The 21,435-nt window shown below is 65.1% G+C and carries 1 protein-coding gene; it reads left to right on the forward strand.

Annotated elements, in window-relative coordinates; all coding sequences use genetic code 11:
* The first annotated feature begins 151 nt into the window (after positions 1 to 151).
* On the forward strand, positions 152 to 21,364 hold the full coding sequence (locus JGU71_RS02380) for a non-ribosomal peptide synthase/polyketide synthase (RefSeq protein WP_199701589.1): 21,213 nt from the start codon (positions 152 to 154) through the stop codon (positions 21,362 to 21,364).
* The last annotated feature ends 71 nt before the right edge of the window (positions 21,365 to 21,435 follow it).

The raw sequence follows: 21,435 nt of genomic DNA on the forward strand, positions 1-21,435 counted from the left end.
GTGTGGTAACTCGCACACGAGGCTGCCATACTCGGTGCCCTGTTCGGTCGTGACCGGAGCGCGGCTGATCTTGGTCGGGCAGTAGGCGGGGGTGTCTGCTGACCGGCGCGGATCAGGTGTGCGGGTTCGCGACACTGAGAAGAAGTAGGTTATGAGCAACGGAGATTCGCGGCGCGCTCAACGGCCCCCCAAGGGCGCGCGGGACAGAGTTCGCAGTCGCACCGGTCGCGGTGTGAAGACACTTCCGCAGCTACTGACGACGGCTGTCGAATCGTCACACGGCAACATCGCCGTCGTTTTCGACGGCCGAATCTTCACTTACGGCGATATCGACGACCGCTCGTCTCGACTCGCCCGCGTCCTCATCGAACACGGCGTCGGACCAGGCGACCTCGTCGCGGTCGGTCTGACGCGATCGGTGGAGTACGTCGTTGCGGTGTGGGCAATTGCGAAGTCCGGTGCAGCGTTCGTCCCTGTCGATCCACACGCGCCGCAGTCTCGGGTCCAGTTCCTTCTGCAGGATTCCTCGATCGAACTAGGCATCACCGTCGCCGCGCACCGGAACTACCTGCCCGGCGCCGCGGTGTGGATAACCCTCGACGACGAGTCGGACGCAGCCCGCATCGCCGCAGCGCCCGGCCATCCGGTGTCCAATCGGGAGCGACTGCGTCCGGCGCGGGTCGACGACCCCGCCTACGTGATCTTCACTTCCGGATCGACCGGCAGGCCGAAGGGTGTGGTTGTCACCCATACCGGACTTGCCGGATTGGTGTCGGCCGAACTTGCGCACTACGGCGTCACGTCGGCGTCGCGGGTACTGCACGTCTGCGCACCGACCTTCGACGTCTCGGTACTGGAACTTCTGCTGGCGTTCACCTCCGGTGCGGCGTTGGTGATCGCTCCTTCGACGGCGTTCGGCGGCGACGAACTGGCGGAACTGCTCGCGACCGAAGCGGTGACCCATCTGCTCATCACTCCCGGCGCCCTGGCGACGGTGTCACCCGACGGACTGGACGACCTCATGGCGGTCGTCGCAGTCGGTGACACGTTCGGCCCGGATCTGGTAGCCAGATGGGCACCGGGGCGCTCGTTCTTCAACGGCTACGGACCGACCGAAGCCACCATTCTGGCGGTGCGAAGTGCACCGATCGCGGTCGGTGCACCGATCACGATCGGCATGCCGATACCCGGTGTCGTCGGACTCGTCCTGGATCGCCGACTTCGGCCGGTTCCTGCCGGTGTGGTCGGCGAGCTCTATTTGGGTGGACCCCAACTTGCCCGTGGATATCAGGGCAGGCCGGCCTTGACCTCCGAACGATTCGTCGCCAATCCGTTTGCCACGGCAGGGGAGGATCTCGCAACGGCGGGCTCGCGCCTGTATCGCACGGGCGACCTGGTGCGGCAGAACTCGGACGGGAATCTGGAGTACCTGGGGCGCAGCGACTTTCAGGTCAAGATTCGTGGTCAGCGGATCGAACTCGGCGAGATCGAACGGACACTGCTCGCCGACGAATCCATAGCGCAGGCTGTGGTTGTCGCCCACTCCGACAGTGGCGGCCGACAAAGCCTCGTCGCCTACGCGGTCGCGGCGGCAGACAGTGTGCTCGACCAGGATTCGGTGCTGTCCGCTGCGGCGACGTTCCTGCCTGCGTACATGGTTCCCGACATCGTGGTGCCGTTGGCGACGCTACCGCTGACGGCGAACGGCAAGGTGGACCGAAAAGCGTTGCCTGCGCCTGTATTCGCAAGTGAAGTCGAATATCGCGCTGCCGAGAGCGATGTCGAGCAACTCCTCGCAGAGGTGTTCGCGGATGTGCTCGGGGTCGACAAGGTCGGCCTCGACGACTCCTTCTTCGCCCTCGGCGGCGATTCGATCGTCTCCATCCAATTGGTGTCGCGCGCCAAGGCTCGCGGACTGCACTTCACACCGAAAGACGTGTTCGAACACAAGACGGTTGCCGGATTGATCGAGGTTGCAACCCGACCCGAGTCGTCCGATGTCCTCGTCCTCGAGGAGCTTTCCGGTGGTGGCATCGGGTGGCTGCCATTGCCGCCGAGCGCTGCAGCACTCGTGGCCGGGGACGATCTGTCGCCTTACAGCCAATCCGTCGTGGTCGAGTTGCCGCTCGGCATCACGTCCGCGGATCTGACGACGATATTGGCCGCTGTCGTCGACCGGCACGACATGTTCCGGTCGGTGTTGGTTCGAGACGATGCTCGTGGCTGGGGACTGCAGACCGCCGCACCTGGAACCATCGCTGTGGCTGGACTCGTCACCCGGGTACAGGCGACGCAGGCTGTTTCGACCGAAGTCGCTTCGGCCGAAATCCGTGCTGCCGCAGACCGACTCGATCCGACATCGGGGCCGATGGTCCAGTTCGTCTGGTTCGACGGCGGTACCGACCGATCCGGCCAGCTCGCCATTGTTGCGCACGACTTGATCATCGATGGTGTGTCGTGGCGAATTGTGCTGCCGGACTTGGCTGTTGCCGCCGAACACGTGGCAGCACGCCGCCGACCGACCCTCGAGCCCGTACCAACGTCGATGCGACGGTGGGCCCACGCCCTGGCCGACGACGCGCTGACACCTGCTCGCGTCGCGGAATCGGCCTGGTGGCGTTCGGCACTCGCGGTACCGGATCCGCTCCTCGGACCTCGCAGCTTCGACCAGAGCATCGACGTCGCCGCTGCCGTCGCACGGCTCGAGGTCGCGGCTCCCGCAGACATCACCGACGCCGTGCTGAAGGTGGCACCCACAATTTTCGGTGGGGGCGTCAACGACGGTCTGCTCGCTGCGCTGGCAATCGCGTTGGCGGCGTGGCGTGCAGAACGCGGGGTGCACGAGCGATCGGCGCTGATTCAGCTCGAAGGCCATGGTCGTGAAGAGCAGGTAGTGCCCGGCGCAGACCTCGCACGGACCGTAGGACCCTGCACGACAGCTTTTCCCGTTGCCTTCGATCTGTCGACCGTCGATGTCGACGATGCGCTGCGCGGCGGACTCGCGGTTGGCCGGGCCATCAAGGTGGTCAAGGAAACGTTGCTTGCAGTCCCCGACAAGGGCCTCGGCTACGGTCTGCTGCGCTACTGCAATACCGACACGGCGACCGAGCTGGCCCAATTGCCCGATGGGCAAGTCAGTTTCAACTTTCTGCCCCACGTGTCGCAGACGAAATCGACGGACAGCACCGCTGCGCCATGGACGCCGACGGATGTGCTCGGCGCCGCCGAAGCTCACGGCGACTCGGACATGCCTGCAGGCAAAACGATCGACATCGACGCAAGCGTGTCCGACTCCCCGTCGGGCACCGTGCTGTCCGCCACCTTCACCTACGCATCGAAGCTGCTGTCGCACAACGACGTCGAGCGTCTCGCTGAATTGTGGATCGAAGCGCTACGCGGTGTGGCACACCACTGCCGGACGCCCGGCGCGGGCGGTCTGACTCCGTCGGACGTACCTCTCGTCGCGGTGGACCAGGCCGATCTCGAACGATTCGAAGCCCGCTACGAGGGCGTCGTCGACGTGTGGCCGTTGGCACCACTGCAGTCGGGGTTGTTGTTCCACGCGATGCTCGCCGCAACCTCGGTCGATGCCTACTCGATCCAAGCTGCACTCCAGCTGAGCGGCACGGTCGACGCACCGCGATTGCGGTCTGCGGCACAGGGTGTGCTCGACCGGTATCCAACACTGCGAACAGCTTTCGTCACAACCGACAGTGGCACGCCGGTGCAACTTGTCCTCGACCCGGTCGCCGTGCCGTGGCGTGAGGCCGATCTTTCCGATCTCGATCCGGCGCAGCGCGACGACGCCCTGGCAACGTTGTCGACGCAGGAGCGAACCACCCGCTTCGACGTCGCTACGCCGCCGTTGATTCGCTTCGTGCTGGTACGGCTGACCACGACCGAATCCGTGCTCGTCGTCACCAACCACCACATCTTGCTCGACGGCTGGTCCATGCCGCTGCTGCTTGCAGATCTGCTGACCCTCTACGCGACGAACGGGGACACCGCCGTCCTGCCGAGGGTGCGTCCGTACCGTTCCTATCTGGCCTGGCTCGCCGGGCAGGACGCAGCCACGTCGATCAGGAGCTGGACCGATGCACTTCGGGGTGCCGAGCCGACCGTGCTGGCACCGGTGGATCCGCGGCGTGAGCTGAGCGACCTCGGTGACAGCGTCACCATCGACGTAGCCGACTCGTTGACCGAGACCCTGAACGCCCGTGCCGCGCAGTGGGGACTCACGCTCAACACCGTCGTGCAGTCCGCGTGGGGAATCCTGCTCGGCCGCCAACTCGGCCGAGACGACGTCGTATTCGGCGCAACGGTATCCGGCCGTCCGCCTGCTCTTGCAGGCGTCGAATCGATGGTCGGACTGTTCATCAATACGCTTCCCGTTCGGATCCGCTTCGACGCGAACGAGACGATCGAAGTGCTGCTTGCGCGGGTCCAACGCGAACAGGCAGCGCTGCTCGAGCATCACTACGTGGCATTGCCGGATATCGTCGCCGCGACGCCGGGGGAGGTCGCGTTCGACACCTTGACGGTCTTCGAGTCGTATCCGGTCGACACCCGCGGACTCGCCGAGCATGCCGATGCCATTGCAGGCCTTGCGATTACCGACGTGCAGACAGATGGCGCGACCCACTACCCGCTGACACTGATAACAACGGTCGACAACGGCGTCCAACTGCATCTGCGCTACCTCACCGACATCTTCGATGCCGAGACCGTCGAGACGTTCGGACAGCGGCTCGTTCGTATCCTCGAGGCGATTGCCCACAATCCGTCGAATGCAGTCGGCGACATCGACGTGCTCGACAACGCCGAGCGTGGCGAGTTGACCCAGGTCGCCGGACCACCAGGGACCGACCCTGCACCGTTGCCACGACTGCTCGAGGCGGCTGTGGCAGCGAACCCCGACGGTATTGCCGTCCGCTACCAGGGCCGCGAACTCACCTACCGAGATCTCGACCGGCGATCCAATCAGCTTGCTCGTGAACTGATGTCACGTGGCGCAGGTCCGGAAACCTACGTCGCTTTCGCGCTCGAAAGATCCATCTCGTCGATCGTGGCAACGTGGGCGATAGCGCGAACGGGCGCCGCGTTTGTGCCCGTCGACCCGTCCTACCCCAGCGACCGCATCGCGCACATGCTCGCCGACTCCGACGCGATCGTGGGATTGACGGTCCGCGCACACCTCGATGGCCTCCCGCAGACGCTGCCGTGGCTCGATCTCGACTCGCTCGAACTCGACGAACTGCTGTCGCGACACTCTCCGGATGCCATCGCCGACAACGGGTTTGCCACGCCGCTGCGATCCGAGCACCCGGCCTACATGATCTACACCTCCGGCACCACAGGCGTCCCGAAGGGCGTCGTCGTCACCCACGACGGTCTCGCGAACTTCGCAGCTGAGCAGACAGCCCGATACGGCCTCACAGCGAATGCGGTCACGTTCGCGTTCGCCTCGCCGAGCTTCGACGCTTCGGTGCTCGAACTGCTCCTTGCCGTCCCCGCCGGAGCAACGATGGTCGTTGCACCACAGGACATGTACGGCGGCGAGCAGGTCGCGCAACTGCTTGCAGCCGAGCGCGTTACGCATGCCTTCTTCACCCCGGCGGCACTCGCAACGATCGATCCTTCGAGGCTGGTCGACCTCCGGGTCGTCGTCGCCGGCGGCGAAGCCTGCCCGCCGGAGTTGGTGACGCAGTGGAGTCGACCCACGTTCTTCAACGGCTACGGGCCGACCGAGACAACGATCATGACCAACATCAGCGCACCACTGCTGCCTGGTCGGCCGGTGACGATCGGCGGCCCGATTCGAGGCACCCGCTCGCTGGTACTCGACGCGCGCCTGCGCCCGGTTCCGATCGGAGTCGTCGGCGAGCTCTATCTGTCGGGGCCGCAACTCGCGCGGGGTTATCACAGCAGGCCGGGACTCAGCGCAACCAGGTTCGTGGCCGATCCGTTCGCGGGGGAGGCGTCAGGACCTGGAAATCGGCTGTACCGCACCGGCGATCTGGTGCGCTGGACCCCCGATCTCGCGCTCGAATACCTCGGCCGCTCGGACTCGCAGGTGCAGTTGCGCGGGTTCCGTATCGAACTGGGTGAGGTCGAATCGTGCCTACGCCTCATCGACGGTGTGGCGCAGGCGGTTGCCGTCGTCCGCACCGATCCGCAGACCGGCGACAAGCTGGTCGGATACGTTGTCGCCGAGCCCGGTGCCCAACTCGAAGCCAGCGGGCTGAAGGAGCATGTGGCCGGGTTCCTCACCGGCTACATGGTGCCCGACATCGTCGTCGTGCTGGACGCGATGCCGCTCACGCCGAACGGCAAACTGGACCGTAAAGCTCTGCCTGCGCCGACTTTTGCCGGCGAAGCGAAGTTCCGCGCCGCCGAATCCGATGTGCAACGCGTGCTGGCCGAGGTCTTCGCCGAGGTACTCGGCGTGGCACGGGTCGGACTCGACGATTCGTTCTTCGCCCTCGGTGGCGACTCGATCGTCTCGATTCAGCTCGTGTCTCGTGCGAAGACCCGCGGAGTGACGATCACGCCGCGAGACGTATTCGAACAGAAGACGGTCGCTCGGCTCGCGGTAGTGGCAACGGCGGTCGGAGCCGCCGAACCGACACTGCTGCAAGAACTTCCCGGGGGCGGCGTCGGCGCAATGCCACTCACCCCGATCGTTCGTTCGATGGTCGACGCACCGGGCGGGTTCGGCCGCAATTGCCAGACGATGGTCGTCGATCTTCCCGCAGGAATCACCCGACCCGTGCTCGTCGCGACGATCGGCGCCGTCGTAGATCACCACGACATGCTCCGATCCAGCCTCGCTCCGGCCGAGGGTGCGCTGGTGACCGGCGCCCCCGGGAGCGTCGATGTCGACAACCTGTTGACGCGCATCGACATTGCAGTCGATAGGGACGCGAATTCGATCGGCTCTGCTGCGTTGGACGACGCGATGGGCAGACTCGATCCTGTCACCGGCGTGGTGGTGCAGTTCGTGTGGTTCGACCGGGGTAGTGATCGCGCAGGCCAGTTGCTGATCGTCGCGCATCACCTCGTCGTCGATGGAGTTTCCTGGCGAATTCTGCTGCCCGACTTCGCAGTCGCGTGGGCACAGGTGACCGCTGGACGCGCACCAGACCTTGCGCCCGTCGCGACCTCGATGCGGCGGTGGGCCCACGCGTTGCGCGAATTGGCAACATCGGCGGATCGCATCGCCGAGTTGTCCTGGTGGCGTTCGGCATTGGCCGGGCCGGATCCGCTCTTCGGCGCCCGACCGTTCGATCCTGAGATCGACGTCGTCGCGACGGTCGAACGGATTCAGGTTGCAGTGCCGCCCGATGTGACTGCGGCACTGGTGAAATCGATTCCCGGACTGTTTCACGGCGGCGTCAACGACGGACTGCTCGCGGGGCTCGGCATCGCCATTGCACAGTGGCGACGCGAACGTGGCGTATTCGAGTCGTCGGCGCTGGTGCAACTCGAAGGCCACGGCCGCGAAGAGGGTGTCGTTCCGGGCGCGGAGCTGTCCCGCACGGTCGGTTGGTTCACCACGGTGTTCCCAGTTCGCCTCGACCTCGGCGATATCGACCTCGACGATGCCCTCGCAGGTGGTGTCGCCGCCGGTCGTGCGGTGAAGGCGGTCAAGGAATCGTTGTTGGCGATCCCCGACAAGGGACTCGGCTACGGGTTGCTGCGCCACGTGAACACCGACACCGCAGCCGAACTCGCAGCCCTGCCCGATGGCCAGATCAGCTTCAACTACTTCGGACAGGTACTTCTCGGCGACCAAGAAGACGCGAGCAGCGTCGCGTGGGCACCGTCGTCCGCGCTCGGCGCGTTGACCGCTCCCGGCGATGCGGATGCCCCAGCCAATAAAATAGTCGACATCAACGCCGTCGTGACCGACTCCGGTGACGGACCCGCTCTCGGTGCCACGTTCGCCTACGTGTCGACTCTGTTGTCGCGCAACGAGGCCGAGCGATTGGCAGAGCTGTGGGTGCAGGCGCTGGCCGGGTTGGCAGCTCACGTTCGCACACCGGATGCCGGCGGGCGGACACCGTCCGACCTCTCGCTGGTCACGATCGACCAAAACGAACTCGAGCTACTCGAGTCGCGCTATCCGAGGCTCGCAGACGTCTGGCCGCTGACGCCGCTGCAGTCCGGTCTGCTGTTCCACGCCATGCTGGCAGAGACGTCCGTCGACATGTACTCGGTGCAGGTCGTGCTGACACTGTCGGGCGTCGTCGACGTCGAACGTCTGCGGGTCGCCGCGCAGGTGTTGCTCGACCGCTACCCGAATCTGCGCACCGGTTATCTCCCGAACGACAGGGGAGAGGTCCGCCAGGTCGTCGTCGACGATCTCGAAGTGCCCTGGCATGCAATCGATCTGAGTGCTATCGAGGACGACGCCGAACGCGAGTCGGCATTGGCCGATGTGCTCGCGACAGATCAGGCGACCAATTTCGACATGGCCGCGCCACCGTTGCTCCGGTTCACACTTGTGACCGTCACCTCGGACACGTACCGGCTCGTCATGTCGAATCACCATGTGCTGCTCGACGGCTGGTCGATGCCGCTACTGCTCAAAGATCTCCTGGTGCTGTACGCGACGAGAGGCGACACGACGTATCTCGAACGTGTGCGCCCGTACCGCTCCTACCTGAACTGGCTGGCCGAACAGAATCCCGCGGCGTCACTGCAGGTGTGGGCAGAAACTCTCGACGGCGTCGAGCCGACGCATGTCGCACAGGCGAACGCGGACACGGCAGTCACAACGAGAACCGAACGGGTCGAACTCTCGCTGGAGCCCGAGCCGACAGCTCGGTTGACGGCACTCGTCGGGCAACTCGGCGTCACCCTCAACACTGCGACCCAGGCGGCGTGGGGTGTGCTGCTCGGCCGAACGACAGGACGCGACGACGTCGTGTTCGGCACAACCGTGTCCGGTCGACCACCACAGCTGCCGGGCGTGGAGACCATGGTCGGCCTGTTCATCAACACACTGCCCGTACGGGTTCGACTCGATCCCGACGAAACGGTGGAAAGTCTGCTGGTCCGCCTGCAGCACGAGCAAGCGGCACTGCTCGACCATCAGTACGTCGGACTCGCCGACATCCAGCGCGAGATCGGGGTCGGCGGTCTGTTCGACACGCTGACCGTCTTCGAGTCGTATCCGGTCGACACCGCCGGACTCGCAGAGACCGCCGGTGCGATCGACGGGATGAGCATCGACGGCGTCGACTCCAACGACGCGCCGCACTACCCGATGTCGATCCTGATCTCAGGGGGACCGCAGCTGCAGATCTCGCTGGAGTATTTGCAGTCGATGTTCGACGCCACAGGTGTGGCGGCGGTCGCCGAGCGGTTCCTGCGCATACTGTCCTCGTTCGCCGACGACGCATCGGTTTTGTTGGGGGACATCGATATCGCCTCCCCGCAAGAGCACGCGGAGCTGCTCGCCGCAAGCGGTCGGGAGGTCGCGCCCCTGGTCGAGCCCGAGTCGTTGGGCGCACTGTTCGATGCAGCCGTGCGGTACTCGCCGGACTCCGCCGCAGTGGTTTTCGACGGAACATCGCTCACCTATGCCGACCTCGCCGCGCGCTCGAACAGGCTTGCGCGACATCTGATGTCGGTCGGCGTCGGTCCTGAGGACATCGTCGCCGTCGCTCTGCCACGATCGATCGACCTGGTGGTTGCAATGGTGGCGATCACGAAGGCAGGCGGCGCCTACCTACCTGTCGATCCGTCCGCACCCCGAGATCGCCTGGAATTTATGCTCGCCGACGCCGCCCCCGTCTGTGTGATCGCGTATGCGGGCGGGTCCACTCGCGATAGCGCAGGCACCGTCGTGACTATCGATGTTCTTGACCTGTCGGACTATTCGTCCGCGCCCGTCACCGACGCCGACCGCACCCGACCCGTTCGCGTGGACGATGCGGCATACGTCATCTACACCTCGGGATCGACGGGGCGCCCGAAGGGCGTCGTTGTCACACACGCGGGCATCGCAGGACTTGTTGCCGCTGAGCGCAGCCACTTCGACGTCACCGCGACGTCGCGGGTATTGCAGGTGTGTGCACCGAGTTTCGACGTGTCGATGCTCGAGATGACGCTCGCATTGACCTCGGGGGCGGCATTGGTCGTCGCACCCGCCGATGTCTTCGGCGGTGACGACCTCGCCGAACTGCTTGCGGCGCAACGTGTGAGCCACATGCTGATTACGCCCGCCGCGCTGGCGACAGTGCCTGCAGCAAACCTGCCCGACCTGTCGACCGTCGTCGTCGCAGGCGACAGCTTCGGACCCGACCTGCTCGAGCGCTGGGCAACGGGACGCCGCTTCGTCAACGGCTACGGTCCGACCGAGGCGACCATCATTGCCACGAGCAGTGCTGTGCTGCAACCCGATTCGCAGATCGTGATCGGAGCGCCCGTCCCCGGTGTCGCTGCACTCGTCCTCGATGCTCGGCTTCGCCAGGTGCCGCCCGGCGTGGTCGGCGAACTGTATCTCGGCGGTCCGCAGCTTGCTCGCGGCTATCACGCCCGGCCAGGTCTCACCTCGGAACGCTTCGTAGCGAACCCCTTCCACGCCTTCGGTGTTGCCACATCCTCGTACGGCACTCGCCTCTATCGGACCGGTGACCTGGTTCGCCGCTCTGCCACAGGCGAATTGGAATACGTGGGGCGTAGCGACTTCCAGGTGAAGTTGCGTGGCTTCCGCATCGAACTCGGTGAGATCGAGGCACAACTTGGCCGGATCGACGGAGTTGCACAGGCAGTAGCGCTCGTACGCACCGATACGTCCGCGCCCGATCGACTTGTTGCCTATCTCGTGCCGGTCGCCGGTGTCACCCTCGAGCCGGCGGCTGCGACAAGATTCGTCGCCGAGTTCTTGCCGACGCACATGGTTCCCGATGCTGTGGTCGTGCTCGATGCGCTGCCGTTGACGGCCAACGGCAAAGTGGATCGCAGAGCGCTGCCTGCGCCGGTGATCGACGGCCCGGAGACCTTCCGAGCGGCGGAGACCTACGTCGAGCTTGTGATCGCGGAGGTGTTCGCCGAGGTTCTCGGTGTAGCGCAGGTCGGCCTCGACGACTCGTTCTTCGCGCTCGGCGGCGACAGCATCGTCTCGATCCAACTGGTGTCGCGGGTGAAGGTTCGCGGCGTTGTCATCACACCGCGAGAGGTCTTCGAACACAAGACAGTCGCCGCACTGGCGGAGATCGCACGGCTTGTCGACGAGTCTGCGGCAACGCTGTTGCAGGAACTTCCGGGCGGCGGGATCGGGTGGATGCCGCTGACGCCGATCGCGCGTGCGATGGTCGATGGTCCAGGCGGCTTCGCCCGCAACAGTCAGACGATGCAGCTTGTGCTGCCGAGTGGAATCGACAGGGCTGCCCTCGTGCAGACGATCACAGCCGTCGTCGACGGTCACGATGTGCTGCGGTCGCGGCTGGTGCACGACGACGACCGCGGCTGGGGACTCGAGACAGGTGTGCGGGGGAGCGTCGACGTCGACGCAGCTGTCACACGGATCGAATTGGCCACCACTGGTTCGGCCACCACCGGTACCGAGAGCATCGGCTCCGTTGCCGGCGAAGCCTTGGACGTCGCACTCGGCCGCCTCGATCCGCTTGCGGGTGTGATGACGCAGTTCGTGTGGTTCGACCGTGGCCCGGCGCAGTCCGGATATCTGCTCGTCGTCGCCCACCACCTTGTGATCGACGGCGTGTCCTGGCGGATCATCGTGCCGGACCTGATGTCTGCGTGGGGACAACTCACGTTCGGACACGACCCGGCTGTTGCGCCGGTCGGTACGTCGATGCGCCGCTGGGCACACGCCCTCGTCGACGAAGCGCACAGCGAAGCACGCGTCGCCGAGCTAGGGATGTGGCGGTCGATCCTGTCGGGCTCCGATCCGATCCTCGGTCGTCGCGCTTTCGACCGCTCGCTCGACGTCGTCGAGACGGTCCGTCGGCTCGATGTCGTTGTGCCCGAAGATGTCACGGCGGCTCTGACGACGACGATTCCGCGGCTGTTTCGCGGTGGCGTGAACGATCCGCTGCTGGCGGGACTTGCTTTGGCACTGGTCACATGGCGCGCAGATCGTGGCGTCATCGAACCGACCGCACTCGTGCAACTCGAAGGCCACGGTCGCGAAGAGGATGCCTTCCGGGCTGGTTCGGCGCCAGCTCTGTCGGCGGACCTGTCGCGCACGGTCGGCTGGTTCACGACGGCGTTTCCGGTGCGGCTCGACCTGAGCGGTATCGATGTCGACGATGCATTCCGGGGCGGTGCGGCTGCGTCCGACGCGATCAAAGCGGTCAAGGAGCAGTTGCTTGCGATACCCGACAAGGGACTCGGGTTCGGTTTGCTACGCCGGCTCAACAGCGACACCGCCTCGGAGCTAGCGCAGTTCGAGAGTGGTCAGATCAGCTTCAACTACCTTGGCCAGGTTGGCATCGGTGACGCCCAGACCACGTCCGACGTCCTCGACTGGACGCCCGCCGACGGGTTGGGTGAGCTGACTGCCCGTGGCGACGCGGACATGCCTGCGAACAAGATCATCGATATCAACGCGATCGTCACCGGATCTGCCGACGGCACAACCGGTCCGAGCCTCGGTGCGTCGTTCGCGTACGCCTCGGACGCGATCGCCGAGTCGGACGTTGCCGACCTCGCGAACCTCTGGGTAGCTGCGTTGACAGCACTCGCGACACAGGTCCAGTCGCCGACAGCGGGTGGACTGACCCCCTCCGACCTGACGCTCGTGTCGCTGCGCCAGCACGAAATCGAACGGTTCGAGGCGGACTACCCAGCGGTGACTGACATTTGGCCGCTGGCACCGCTGCAGTCCGGGCTGTTGTTCCACGCCCTGCTTGCCGAGACGTCGCTCGATGCGTATTCGGTTCAGGTTGTCCTGACGCTGTCCGGCACCGTCGATGCCGTTCGATTACAGGCCGCCGCACAGGGATTGCTCGACCGACATGCCAATCTACGAACAGCCTTCGTCGGCGCCGACGACGGTACATCGGTACAGGTCGTCGTCGACCAGGTGGACGTCCCATGGCGCACAGTCGATCTGAGCGCGGTAGAAGGAGATGGGCAGCGATCGGCCCTGGCGGAGGTGCTGTCCGCGGACCGCGCGACCCACTTCGACGTCACCCGACCGCCGTTGCTGCGATTCGCTCTCGTCACCCTCGGCCCCGACGAATCGGTCCTCGTGGTCACCAACCACCACATCCTGCTCGACGGCTGGTCGATGCCGTTGTTGTTGAAAGATCTGCTGTCGCTGTACGCAACTTACGGCGACACCCGAATGCTGCCCCGGGTCCGGCCGTATCGCTCCTACCTCGCCTGGTTGGCCGAACAGGACCGGCACACCGCGGAGGAGGCGTGGGCTCGAGCATTGGCCGGCGCGAGTGCGACGCTGATCGCACCGGGCGACCACAATCGTGAACTCGGTTCCTTTGCAGAGGATCTCACCGTCGATCTGGCGGAGGATGTCACAGCCGAGCTGACCACCCTGGCGGGTGAGTGGGGGGTCACGCTCAACACGATCGTGCAGAGCGCATGGGGAATTCTGTTGAGCCGCCTGCTCGGTCGTGACGACGTCGTGTTCGGCGCGACGGTATCCGGTCGTCCTGCAGGTCTGCCCGGCGTCGAGTCGATGGTCGGTCTGTTCATCAACACACTGCCAGTTCGCATCCAGGTCGACCCGGCGGAGACGATCGAGGCGTTGCTGCACCGCGTCCAGGGTGAGCAGGCGGCGTTGCTCGATCACCACTATCTGGCATTGCCCGACATCGTTGCTGCCGCGTCGTCCGAGATCGTGTTCGACACGTTGACGGTCTTCGAGTCGTACCCGATCGATCACAAGGGCCTCGCTGCCCAAGCCAGCGCGATCGACGGTATGGCACTCACCGGCGTGCGAATGTCGGACGCGACCCACTACCCGTTGACGCTCATCACGACCGTCGATACCCGGGTCCACCTCGAATTGCGCTATCAGAGTGCGCTGTTCGACGAATCGACGATCGCGACGTTCGGTCGGCGGTTACTCGCGATCCTGCAAGCAGTCGTCGCCGATCCCACTCTGCGCGTCGGCGACATCACGCTGACGACCGCGGCCGAACGTGCAGTTCTCGAGAACGTTCGAGGCCCGGCCGGGGTACCTGTCGCGACGCTTCCGCAGCTGCTCGACGCGGCCGTCTCGGCGAACGCCGACGGATCTGCCGTTCGGTTCGACGGCAACGACATCACCTACCGCGAACTCGATCGGCGGTCGAATCGAATTGCCCGCGAACTGATCTCGCTCGCTGTCGGACCGGAGTCCTACATCGCGGTCGGGATCGAGCGATCGATCGAGTCCGTCGTAGCGGTGTGGGCGATCGCCAAGACCGGTGCCGCATTCCTCCCCGTCGACCCGGCGTATCCGACGGATCGAGTTGCACGCATGCTCCACGATTCGCAGTGCGCAGCCGGACTCACCGTATCCACGCACCGCGATGCGCTGCCTGCCGCAACCCGCTGGTTCTCCCTCGATGATCCCGAATTCGTTGCGCGCGTTGCCGAACACTCGGCAGATCCGATCACCGACGACGACCGCACGGCCGCTGTGCACGACACACACGCCGCGTACGTCATCTACACATCGGGCTCCACCGGTGTGCCGAAGGGCGTCGTCGTCACCCATGCCGGTCTCGCCAACTTCGCCGCCGAGCAGCGAGCCCGATACAAGGTCGTTCCAGCATCGCGGACACTGCATTTCGCGTCGCCGAGCTTCGACGCCGCCGTGCTCGAGCTTTTGCTTGCCGTACCTACCGGAGCAACGATGGTCGTTGCGCCGCAACAGCTCTACGGCGGTGACGAGGTCGAAACGCTGCTCGCCGACGAGCGTGTCACCCACGCCTTCTTCACACCCGCAGCGTTGGCGACCATCGATCGCACACGGTTGACCGCGCTCGAGGTCGTCGTCGCGGGCGGTGAAGCCTGCACACCCGAACTGGTTCGGCAGTGGGCAGCGGCGGACCCGAACGCCACACCGCGGCTGTACAACGGCTACGGACCCACCGAGACCTCCATGATGACGAACATCAGCGACCCGCTGGTGCCGGGACGCGACATCACCATCGGCGGGCCGATCCGGGGGGTCCGCGCGCTCGTACTCGACTCGCGCCTACAGCCGGTTCCGATCGGAGTGGTCGGCGAATTGTATTCGGGCGGTCCACAATTGGCGCGCGGCTACCTGAGCCGCCCAGCGTTGACAGCGCAACGCTTCGTCCCCGACCCCTACGGCACCGACGGTGCCCGGCTCTACCGCACAGGCGACCTCGTCCGCTGGACGGCCGACTGGTCCCTCGAGTACCTGGGACGCGCGGACTCCCAGGTGAAGGTTCGTGGCTACCGCATCGAACTCGGTGAGATCGAATCTGCGCTGGCTGCGTACGACGGTGTGCGCCAGGCGGTTTCCGTCGTCCACAACGACTCAATGACCGGGGACCGGTTGGTCGGCTATGTCGTACCGACAGCCGATGCGACCATCGATCCCGATCGAGTGCGCAGCAACGCGGCCGAATTGCTGCCCGCGTACATGGTGCCGGACGTCGTCCTCGTCCTGGACTCGATACCGTTGACGCCGAACGGCAAGCTCGACCGAAAAGCGCTGCCCGCACCGGTATTCGGCAGCACAGCCGAGTTCCGGGCAGCCGAGACCTACCTCGAATCGGTGATCGCCGAAGTTTTCGCCGAGGTTCTCGGTGTTCAACGAGTCGGGCTCGACGATTCGTTCTTCGCATTGGGCGGCGACAGCATCGTCTCCATACAGTTCGTCTCCCGCGCCAAGGCTCTCGGTGTCGTACTCACGCCGCGACAGGTGTTCGAACACAAGACGGTTGCACGACTCGCGGAGGTCGCACAGCTTGCCGACGAGTCGGCAACCGTTGTCCTGCAGGAGCTTCCCGGTGCAGGTGTGGGCTGGATGCCGCTGCTGCCGGTAGCGCACGCACTCGTCGAAGGAACCGGTGGGTTCGCCCGCAGCAACCAATCGATGATCGTCGACCTACCGGTCGGGATCGATCGAGCTGGTTTGCTAACGACTATCGGGGCGGTAGTCGAGCAGCACGACATGCTGCGGTCGCGGCTCGTCCACGACAACCACCGGGGCTGGGGCCTGCAGACCGTTCCATCAGCTGGTTTCGACGTTAGTCAGCTGCTGACCCGCGTCGGAGTCGATCCAGGACTCGATGGTGCTGCCAAGACCGAAATAGCCTCCGCCGCACTCGATGCCGCACTCGGTCGCTTCGATCCGGGCGCAGGACGGATGCTGCAATTCGTGTGGTTCGACAGCGGCACCGACATTGCCGGTCAACTACTCGTCGCCGCCCACCACCTGGTGATCGACGGTGTTTCGTGGCGAATCCTGCTGCCCGACTTGGCATCCGCATGGGCGCAGGTGGCAGCCGGTCACACCCCGACGCTCGCTCCGGTGGGAACGTCGATCCGCCGGTGGTCGCACGCGTTGCACGAGATCGCATTGGATTCGATTCGCGTTGCCGAGTTGGCGTGGTGGCGCTCGACCCTTGCAGGACCCGATCCGATGCTCGGTTCGCGTGAATTCGACCCGCTCGTCGATGTGGTGTCCACCGTCGCTCGGTTCGATCTCCATGTTCCTGCCGACGTGACGGCCGCATTGCTCAAGACGATTCCCGGCCTGTTCAGGGGGAGCGTCAACGACGGACTGCTGGCCGCACTGGCTTTGGCCGCCACGAAGTGGCGAGCCGAACGCGGCATCGAGGTGACGTCGACATTGATCCAATTGGAAGGGCACGGTAGGGAGGCCCACGTTGTCGCCGGTGCCGATCTGTCGCGCACTGTCGGTTGGTTCACCAGCGTGTTCCCGGTGCGACTCGATGTGTCCGGCATCGACATCGACGACGCGATCGCAGGTGGAACGGCGGCGGGTGCAGCGATCAAATTGGTGAAGGAAACGCTGCTCGCTATACCCGACAAGGGTCTCGGCTACGGGTTGCTGCGGTACTCCAATGCATCGACCGCGGTCGAATCGGCGGATCTCCCGGACGGCCAGATCAGTTTCAACTACCTCGGTCAGGTGCTGCTCGGTTCGGGCGACAGGGAGGCCGGGGCCGTTGCTTGGGCTCCAAGTGGCGCATTCGGCGATGTCACGGCCGCCGCAGACGCGGACATGCCCGCCAACAAGGCCGTCGACATCAACGCCATCGTCACCGAGGGTTCGGCTGGCCCGGCGCTGCGCGCCTCTTTCGCGTATGCATCGAAGCTGCTGTCGGAGAACGAGGTTCGAGACCTGTCCGAGCTGTGGCTGGACGCCTTGACTGGGTTGGCACAACACGCGAGCTCAGGCACCGCAGGTGGATTGACCCCGTCGGATGTGCCGTTGGTTGCACTCGATCAGAGCGAGTTGGATCGTTTCGAGAAGCGGTACCCGACCGCGGTCGATGTATGGCCGCTGGCGCCGCTGCAGGCGGGCTTGCTGTTTCACGCTCTGCTCGCGGAATCGTCGGTCGACGCCTACTCGGTGCAGGTCGTCCTCGATCTGGAGGGAGCCGTCGACGCCGCACGGTTGCGCGCCGCCGCGCAGGGACTGCTGGATCGGCACGCGAATCTGCGTACCGCGTTCGTCAGCGATCGGCACGGAACCGCAGTGCAGGTGGTGCTCGAGTCGGTGACCATGCCGTGGCGCGATGTCGATCTCCGCGGTCTGCAACCTGGCGACCGCAACGACGCTCTGGCCACCTTCATCGCCCAGGACCGCGTCGCGCATTTCGACGTAAGACAGCCACCGCTGATCAGGTTCGCGCTGCTCGAGCTGGAGGACGGCGTCTACAAGCTGGTCGTGACGAACCATCACATTCTGCTCGACGGCTGGTCGATGCCGTTGCTGCTCGCCGACTTGCTGACCCTCTACGCGACCGGCGGTGACGGGTCGTCGCTGCCGCGGGTTCGGCCGTACCGGTCCTACTTGGAATGGGTGTCCGAACAAGACCACAAGGCGTCCGAACAGGTCTGGCGGCGCGCGCTAGCCGGGGTCGAGCCGACCCTCGTCGCACCGATCGACCCGGGTCGTGAGCTGAGCTCGCTATCGGAGCAGGTCAGCGTCGAGATCGATCACGAGTTGACCGCGGCCCTGACGGCGGTCGCCGCCGAGCACGGCGTCACCCTCAACACCGTCGTGCAGGCGTCGTGGGGAATTCTGCTGAGCCGCTTGGGTAGTCGGGACGACGTCGTCTTCGGCGCAACGGTATCCGGCCGACCAGCAGGCTTGGCAGGAGTCGAGTCGATGGTCGGTCTGTTCATCAACACCTTGCCCGTACGGATTCGCGTTGCTGCGGACGAGACGTTCGCGACGCTGTTGCGGCGGGTGCAGAGCGAGCAGACGGAACTGCTCGACCATCATTACCTCGGCATCACCGACATCCAAGCCGCCGGCAACGGCGGGGCGGTGTTCGACACACTGACGGTGTTCGAGTCGTATCCGATCGATGCAAAAGGGCTGACCGAACAGGCAGGCGCTGTCGACGGCATGACGCTCGCCGGGGTTTCCCTGCGCGACGCGACGCACTATCCGCTGACTCTGGTCACTACCGTCGACGACGGCATGCATCTGCAATTGCGCTACCTCAGTGCGCTTTTCGACCGACACGAGGTCAGCGCGATCGGAGGGCGCCTTCGCCGTATCCTTGCCGCCGCCGCACACGAAGCCGACAGACCGGTCGGCGCGATCGACCTCCTCGGCCCGGACGAGCGGCGCGAGCTGCTGGTCACACGAAATGCCACCGCACACAGTGTGTCCGAGCAGGATCTGCTCGCAGGATTCGATCAGCAGGTACAGCTGACGCCCGCGGCACCGGCGTTGATCTTCGGTGACGTGACGCTCGGTTTCGCCGAGGTCGACGACCGGATCAACCGGCTGGCGCGGCACCTGGTCACTTTGGGTGTCGGCCCGGAAAAGACTGTCGCACTTGCCATGCGACGCTCGATAGACCTCGTCGTCGGTATGTACGCGGTCGTGCGTGCCGGTGGTGCGTTCGTCCCGGTCGACCCGGATCACCCTGCAGCCCGCAACGCCTACATCTTGGACACGTCCGCACCCGTGTGTGTGTTGACTCAGGGCGACAGTGACCCCGTCGTGCCCGAAGGCTTGGCCGTCGTGCGGATCGACCGCCTCGATCTTTCCGAATACTCCGGCGCAGCAGGTGGATTCGTGATCCCCGCGCAGGCGAGTCCGGCATACGTCATCTTCACCTCGGGATCGACCGGGCGACCCAAGGGTGTTTCGGTATCCCGCGGTGCCTTCGTCAATCAGCTCGAGTGGATGCGAGCCACCTACCCGATGTCCAGCGCCGACGCCTATCTCCAGAAGACGGCCACCACGTTCGACGTGTCGATGTGGGGATACTTCGTTCCGTGGCGCTCGGGTGCGCGACTCGTGCTCGCAACTCCCGACGGGCACCGCGATGTCGCATACCTCTCCGACCTCATTGCACGACAGCAAATTACGGTCACCGACTTCGTGCCGTCGATGCTCGCGGTGTTCGCGAGCGACGCCGATTCGGCTGCGTTGTCGAGCGTGAGATGTGTATTCGTGATCGGCGAGGCACTCCCGCCCGCAACGGTCGCGGCGCTGCGTCGAATCAGTACCGCGGCGCTGCACAACCTGTACGGACCGACAGAGGCTGCCGTTTCGGTGACGGCCGAGCAGGCCTTGGCGAACGGCGCGCCGGTCCCGATCGGAGGGCCGATCTGGAACACGAGGACCTACGTCCTCGATGCGCGGCTCGTGCCGGTCCCCGTCGGTGTGACCGGCGAACTGTATTTGGCGGGAGCGCAACTCGCCCGCGGTTACGTCACGCGACCGGACCTCACCGCAGACAGATTCGTTGCCGACCCGTTCGGTAGCAACGGTTCCCGGATGTATCGAACTGGCGATCTGGTGTCGTGGAATGCGAGCGGCGGGCTGAACTATGTCGGCCGTACCGACTTCCAGGTGAAGCTACGCGGTCAACGCATCGAACTCGGCGAGGTGGAAGCAGCACTCACGGCATCGGACGACGTGTCGCAGGCCGCCGCAGAAGTTGTCGGCACCGCGGTGGGGGAGCAGTTGGTCGGCTACGTGGTCGGCAATCCGGGCGCTGCACCTGCGCCTGACCGCCTGTTGACTGCGATGCGTGATCGGCTGCCCGGCTACATGGTGCCCGACACGATCGTGGTGTTGGCTGCATTCCCGTTGAACGCCAGCGGAAAGCTGGATCGCGCGGCGTTGCCGAAGCCGACGCGCGCGAACGACCTCGAGTTCGAAGAGCCGACAACGCCGGTCGAGCACGCGATCGCCGACGTGTTTGCCGAATTGCTCGCCGTCGACCGGGTCGGTCGGAACGACGATTTCTTCGCTCTCGGCGGCAACTCGCTGATCGGCGCGCAGGCGATCACGAAGGTCAAGGAAGCCACCGGGCTCGATGTTGCGTTGCGGTGGTTGTTCACTCATCGCACTGTCGCAGAGTTGGCAGCGCGAGTGGAACGTCCCGCCGCGTCGGCCGACGACACCGGCGGTCTCGACATTTTGCTGCCGATCCGAGAATCCGTCGACGGGTCGCCACTGTTCTGCGTGCATCCTGTCGGCGGCCTGGCGTGGCAATACTTGGCTCTGACACGGCATCTCGATCCGCGTACGGGTATCTACGGCGTGCAGTCGCCGAACATCGTGCGCGATGAACCGAGTCCGTCGTCGATCGAGGAGATGGCAGCGCGCTACGTCGAGGAGATTCGCCGCGTTCAGCCCGACGGACCGTACCGGCTCTTCGGCTGGTCGCTCGGCGGCGTCGTCGCGCATGCGATGGCCGTGCAGTTGCAGGCTGTCGGCGCCGACGTGTCCGTCCTTGCTCTGGCGGACAGCCACCTCGCGATGGACAGCACCGCATTCAGGAAGGCGCTTCGCGCGTTCTTCAGGTCTGTGGGCATCGCAATTCGCGACGATATGGATCTGGCGGAACTGTCCACCGAGCAATCCGCGCAGTTCATCGCGGCGACCCGTGCCGACATCGCCGATTTCACGGTCGATCGAATTCAACGGATTTTCGGTGATGCGGCCAACGCGCCGACACTCGTCAACGAGTACCGGCCAGGGGTCTTCGACGGCGACCTGCTGTTCTTCACAGCTGCGCTGGAGGGTCCGACGAGTGCGGCGGACGCGACCAAGTGGCAACCGTTCGTGCGAGGCCGTGTCGAGAATCAGTCGATCACCGCGCTGCACGCCGACATGATGACGGAGAACTCACTCGTCCAGATCGGTCCATTGCTCGACGAATGGATGGCGAAGCGGGAGTAGCTCGCTCGTCCTAGGAGCGCCGCGACAAGGCTGTTATTGCGAAGTCTTATCGCACGTTGTTCCGCTAAGTG

The organism is Antrihabitans stalagmiti (genome assembly GCF_016482825.1).
In the GTDB taxonomy this organism is placed as follows: Bacteria; Actinomycetota; Actinomycetes; order Mycobacteriales; family Mycobacteriaceae; genus Antrihabitans; species Antrihabitans stalagmiti.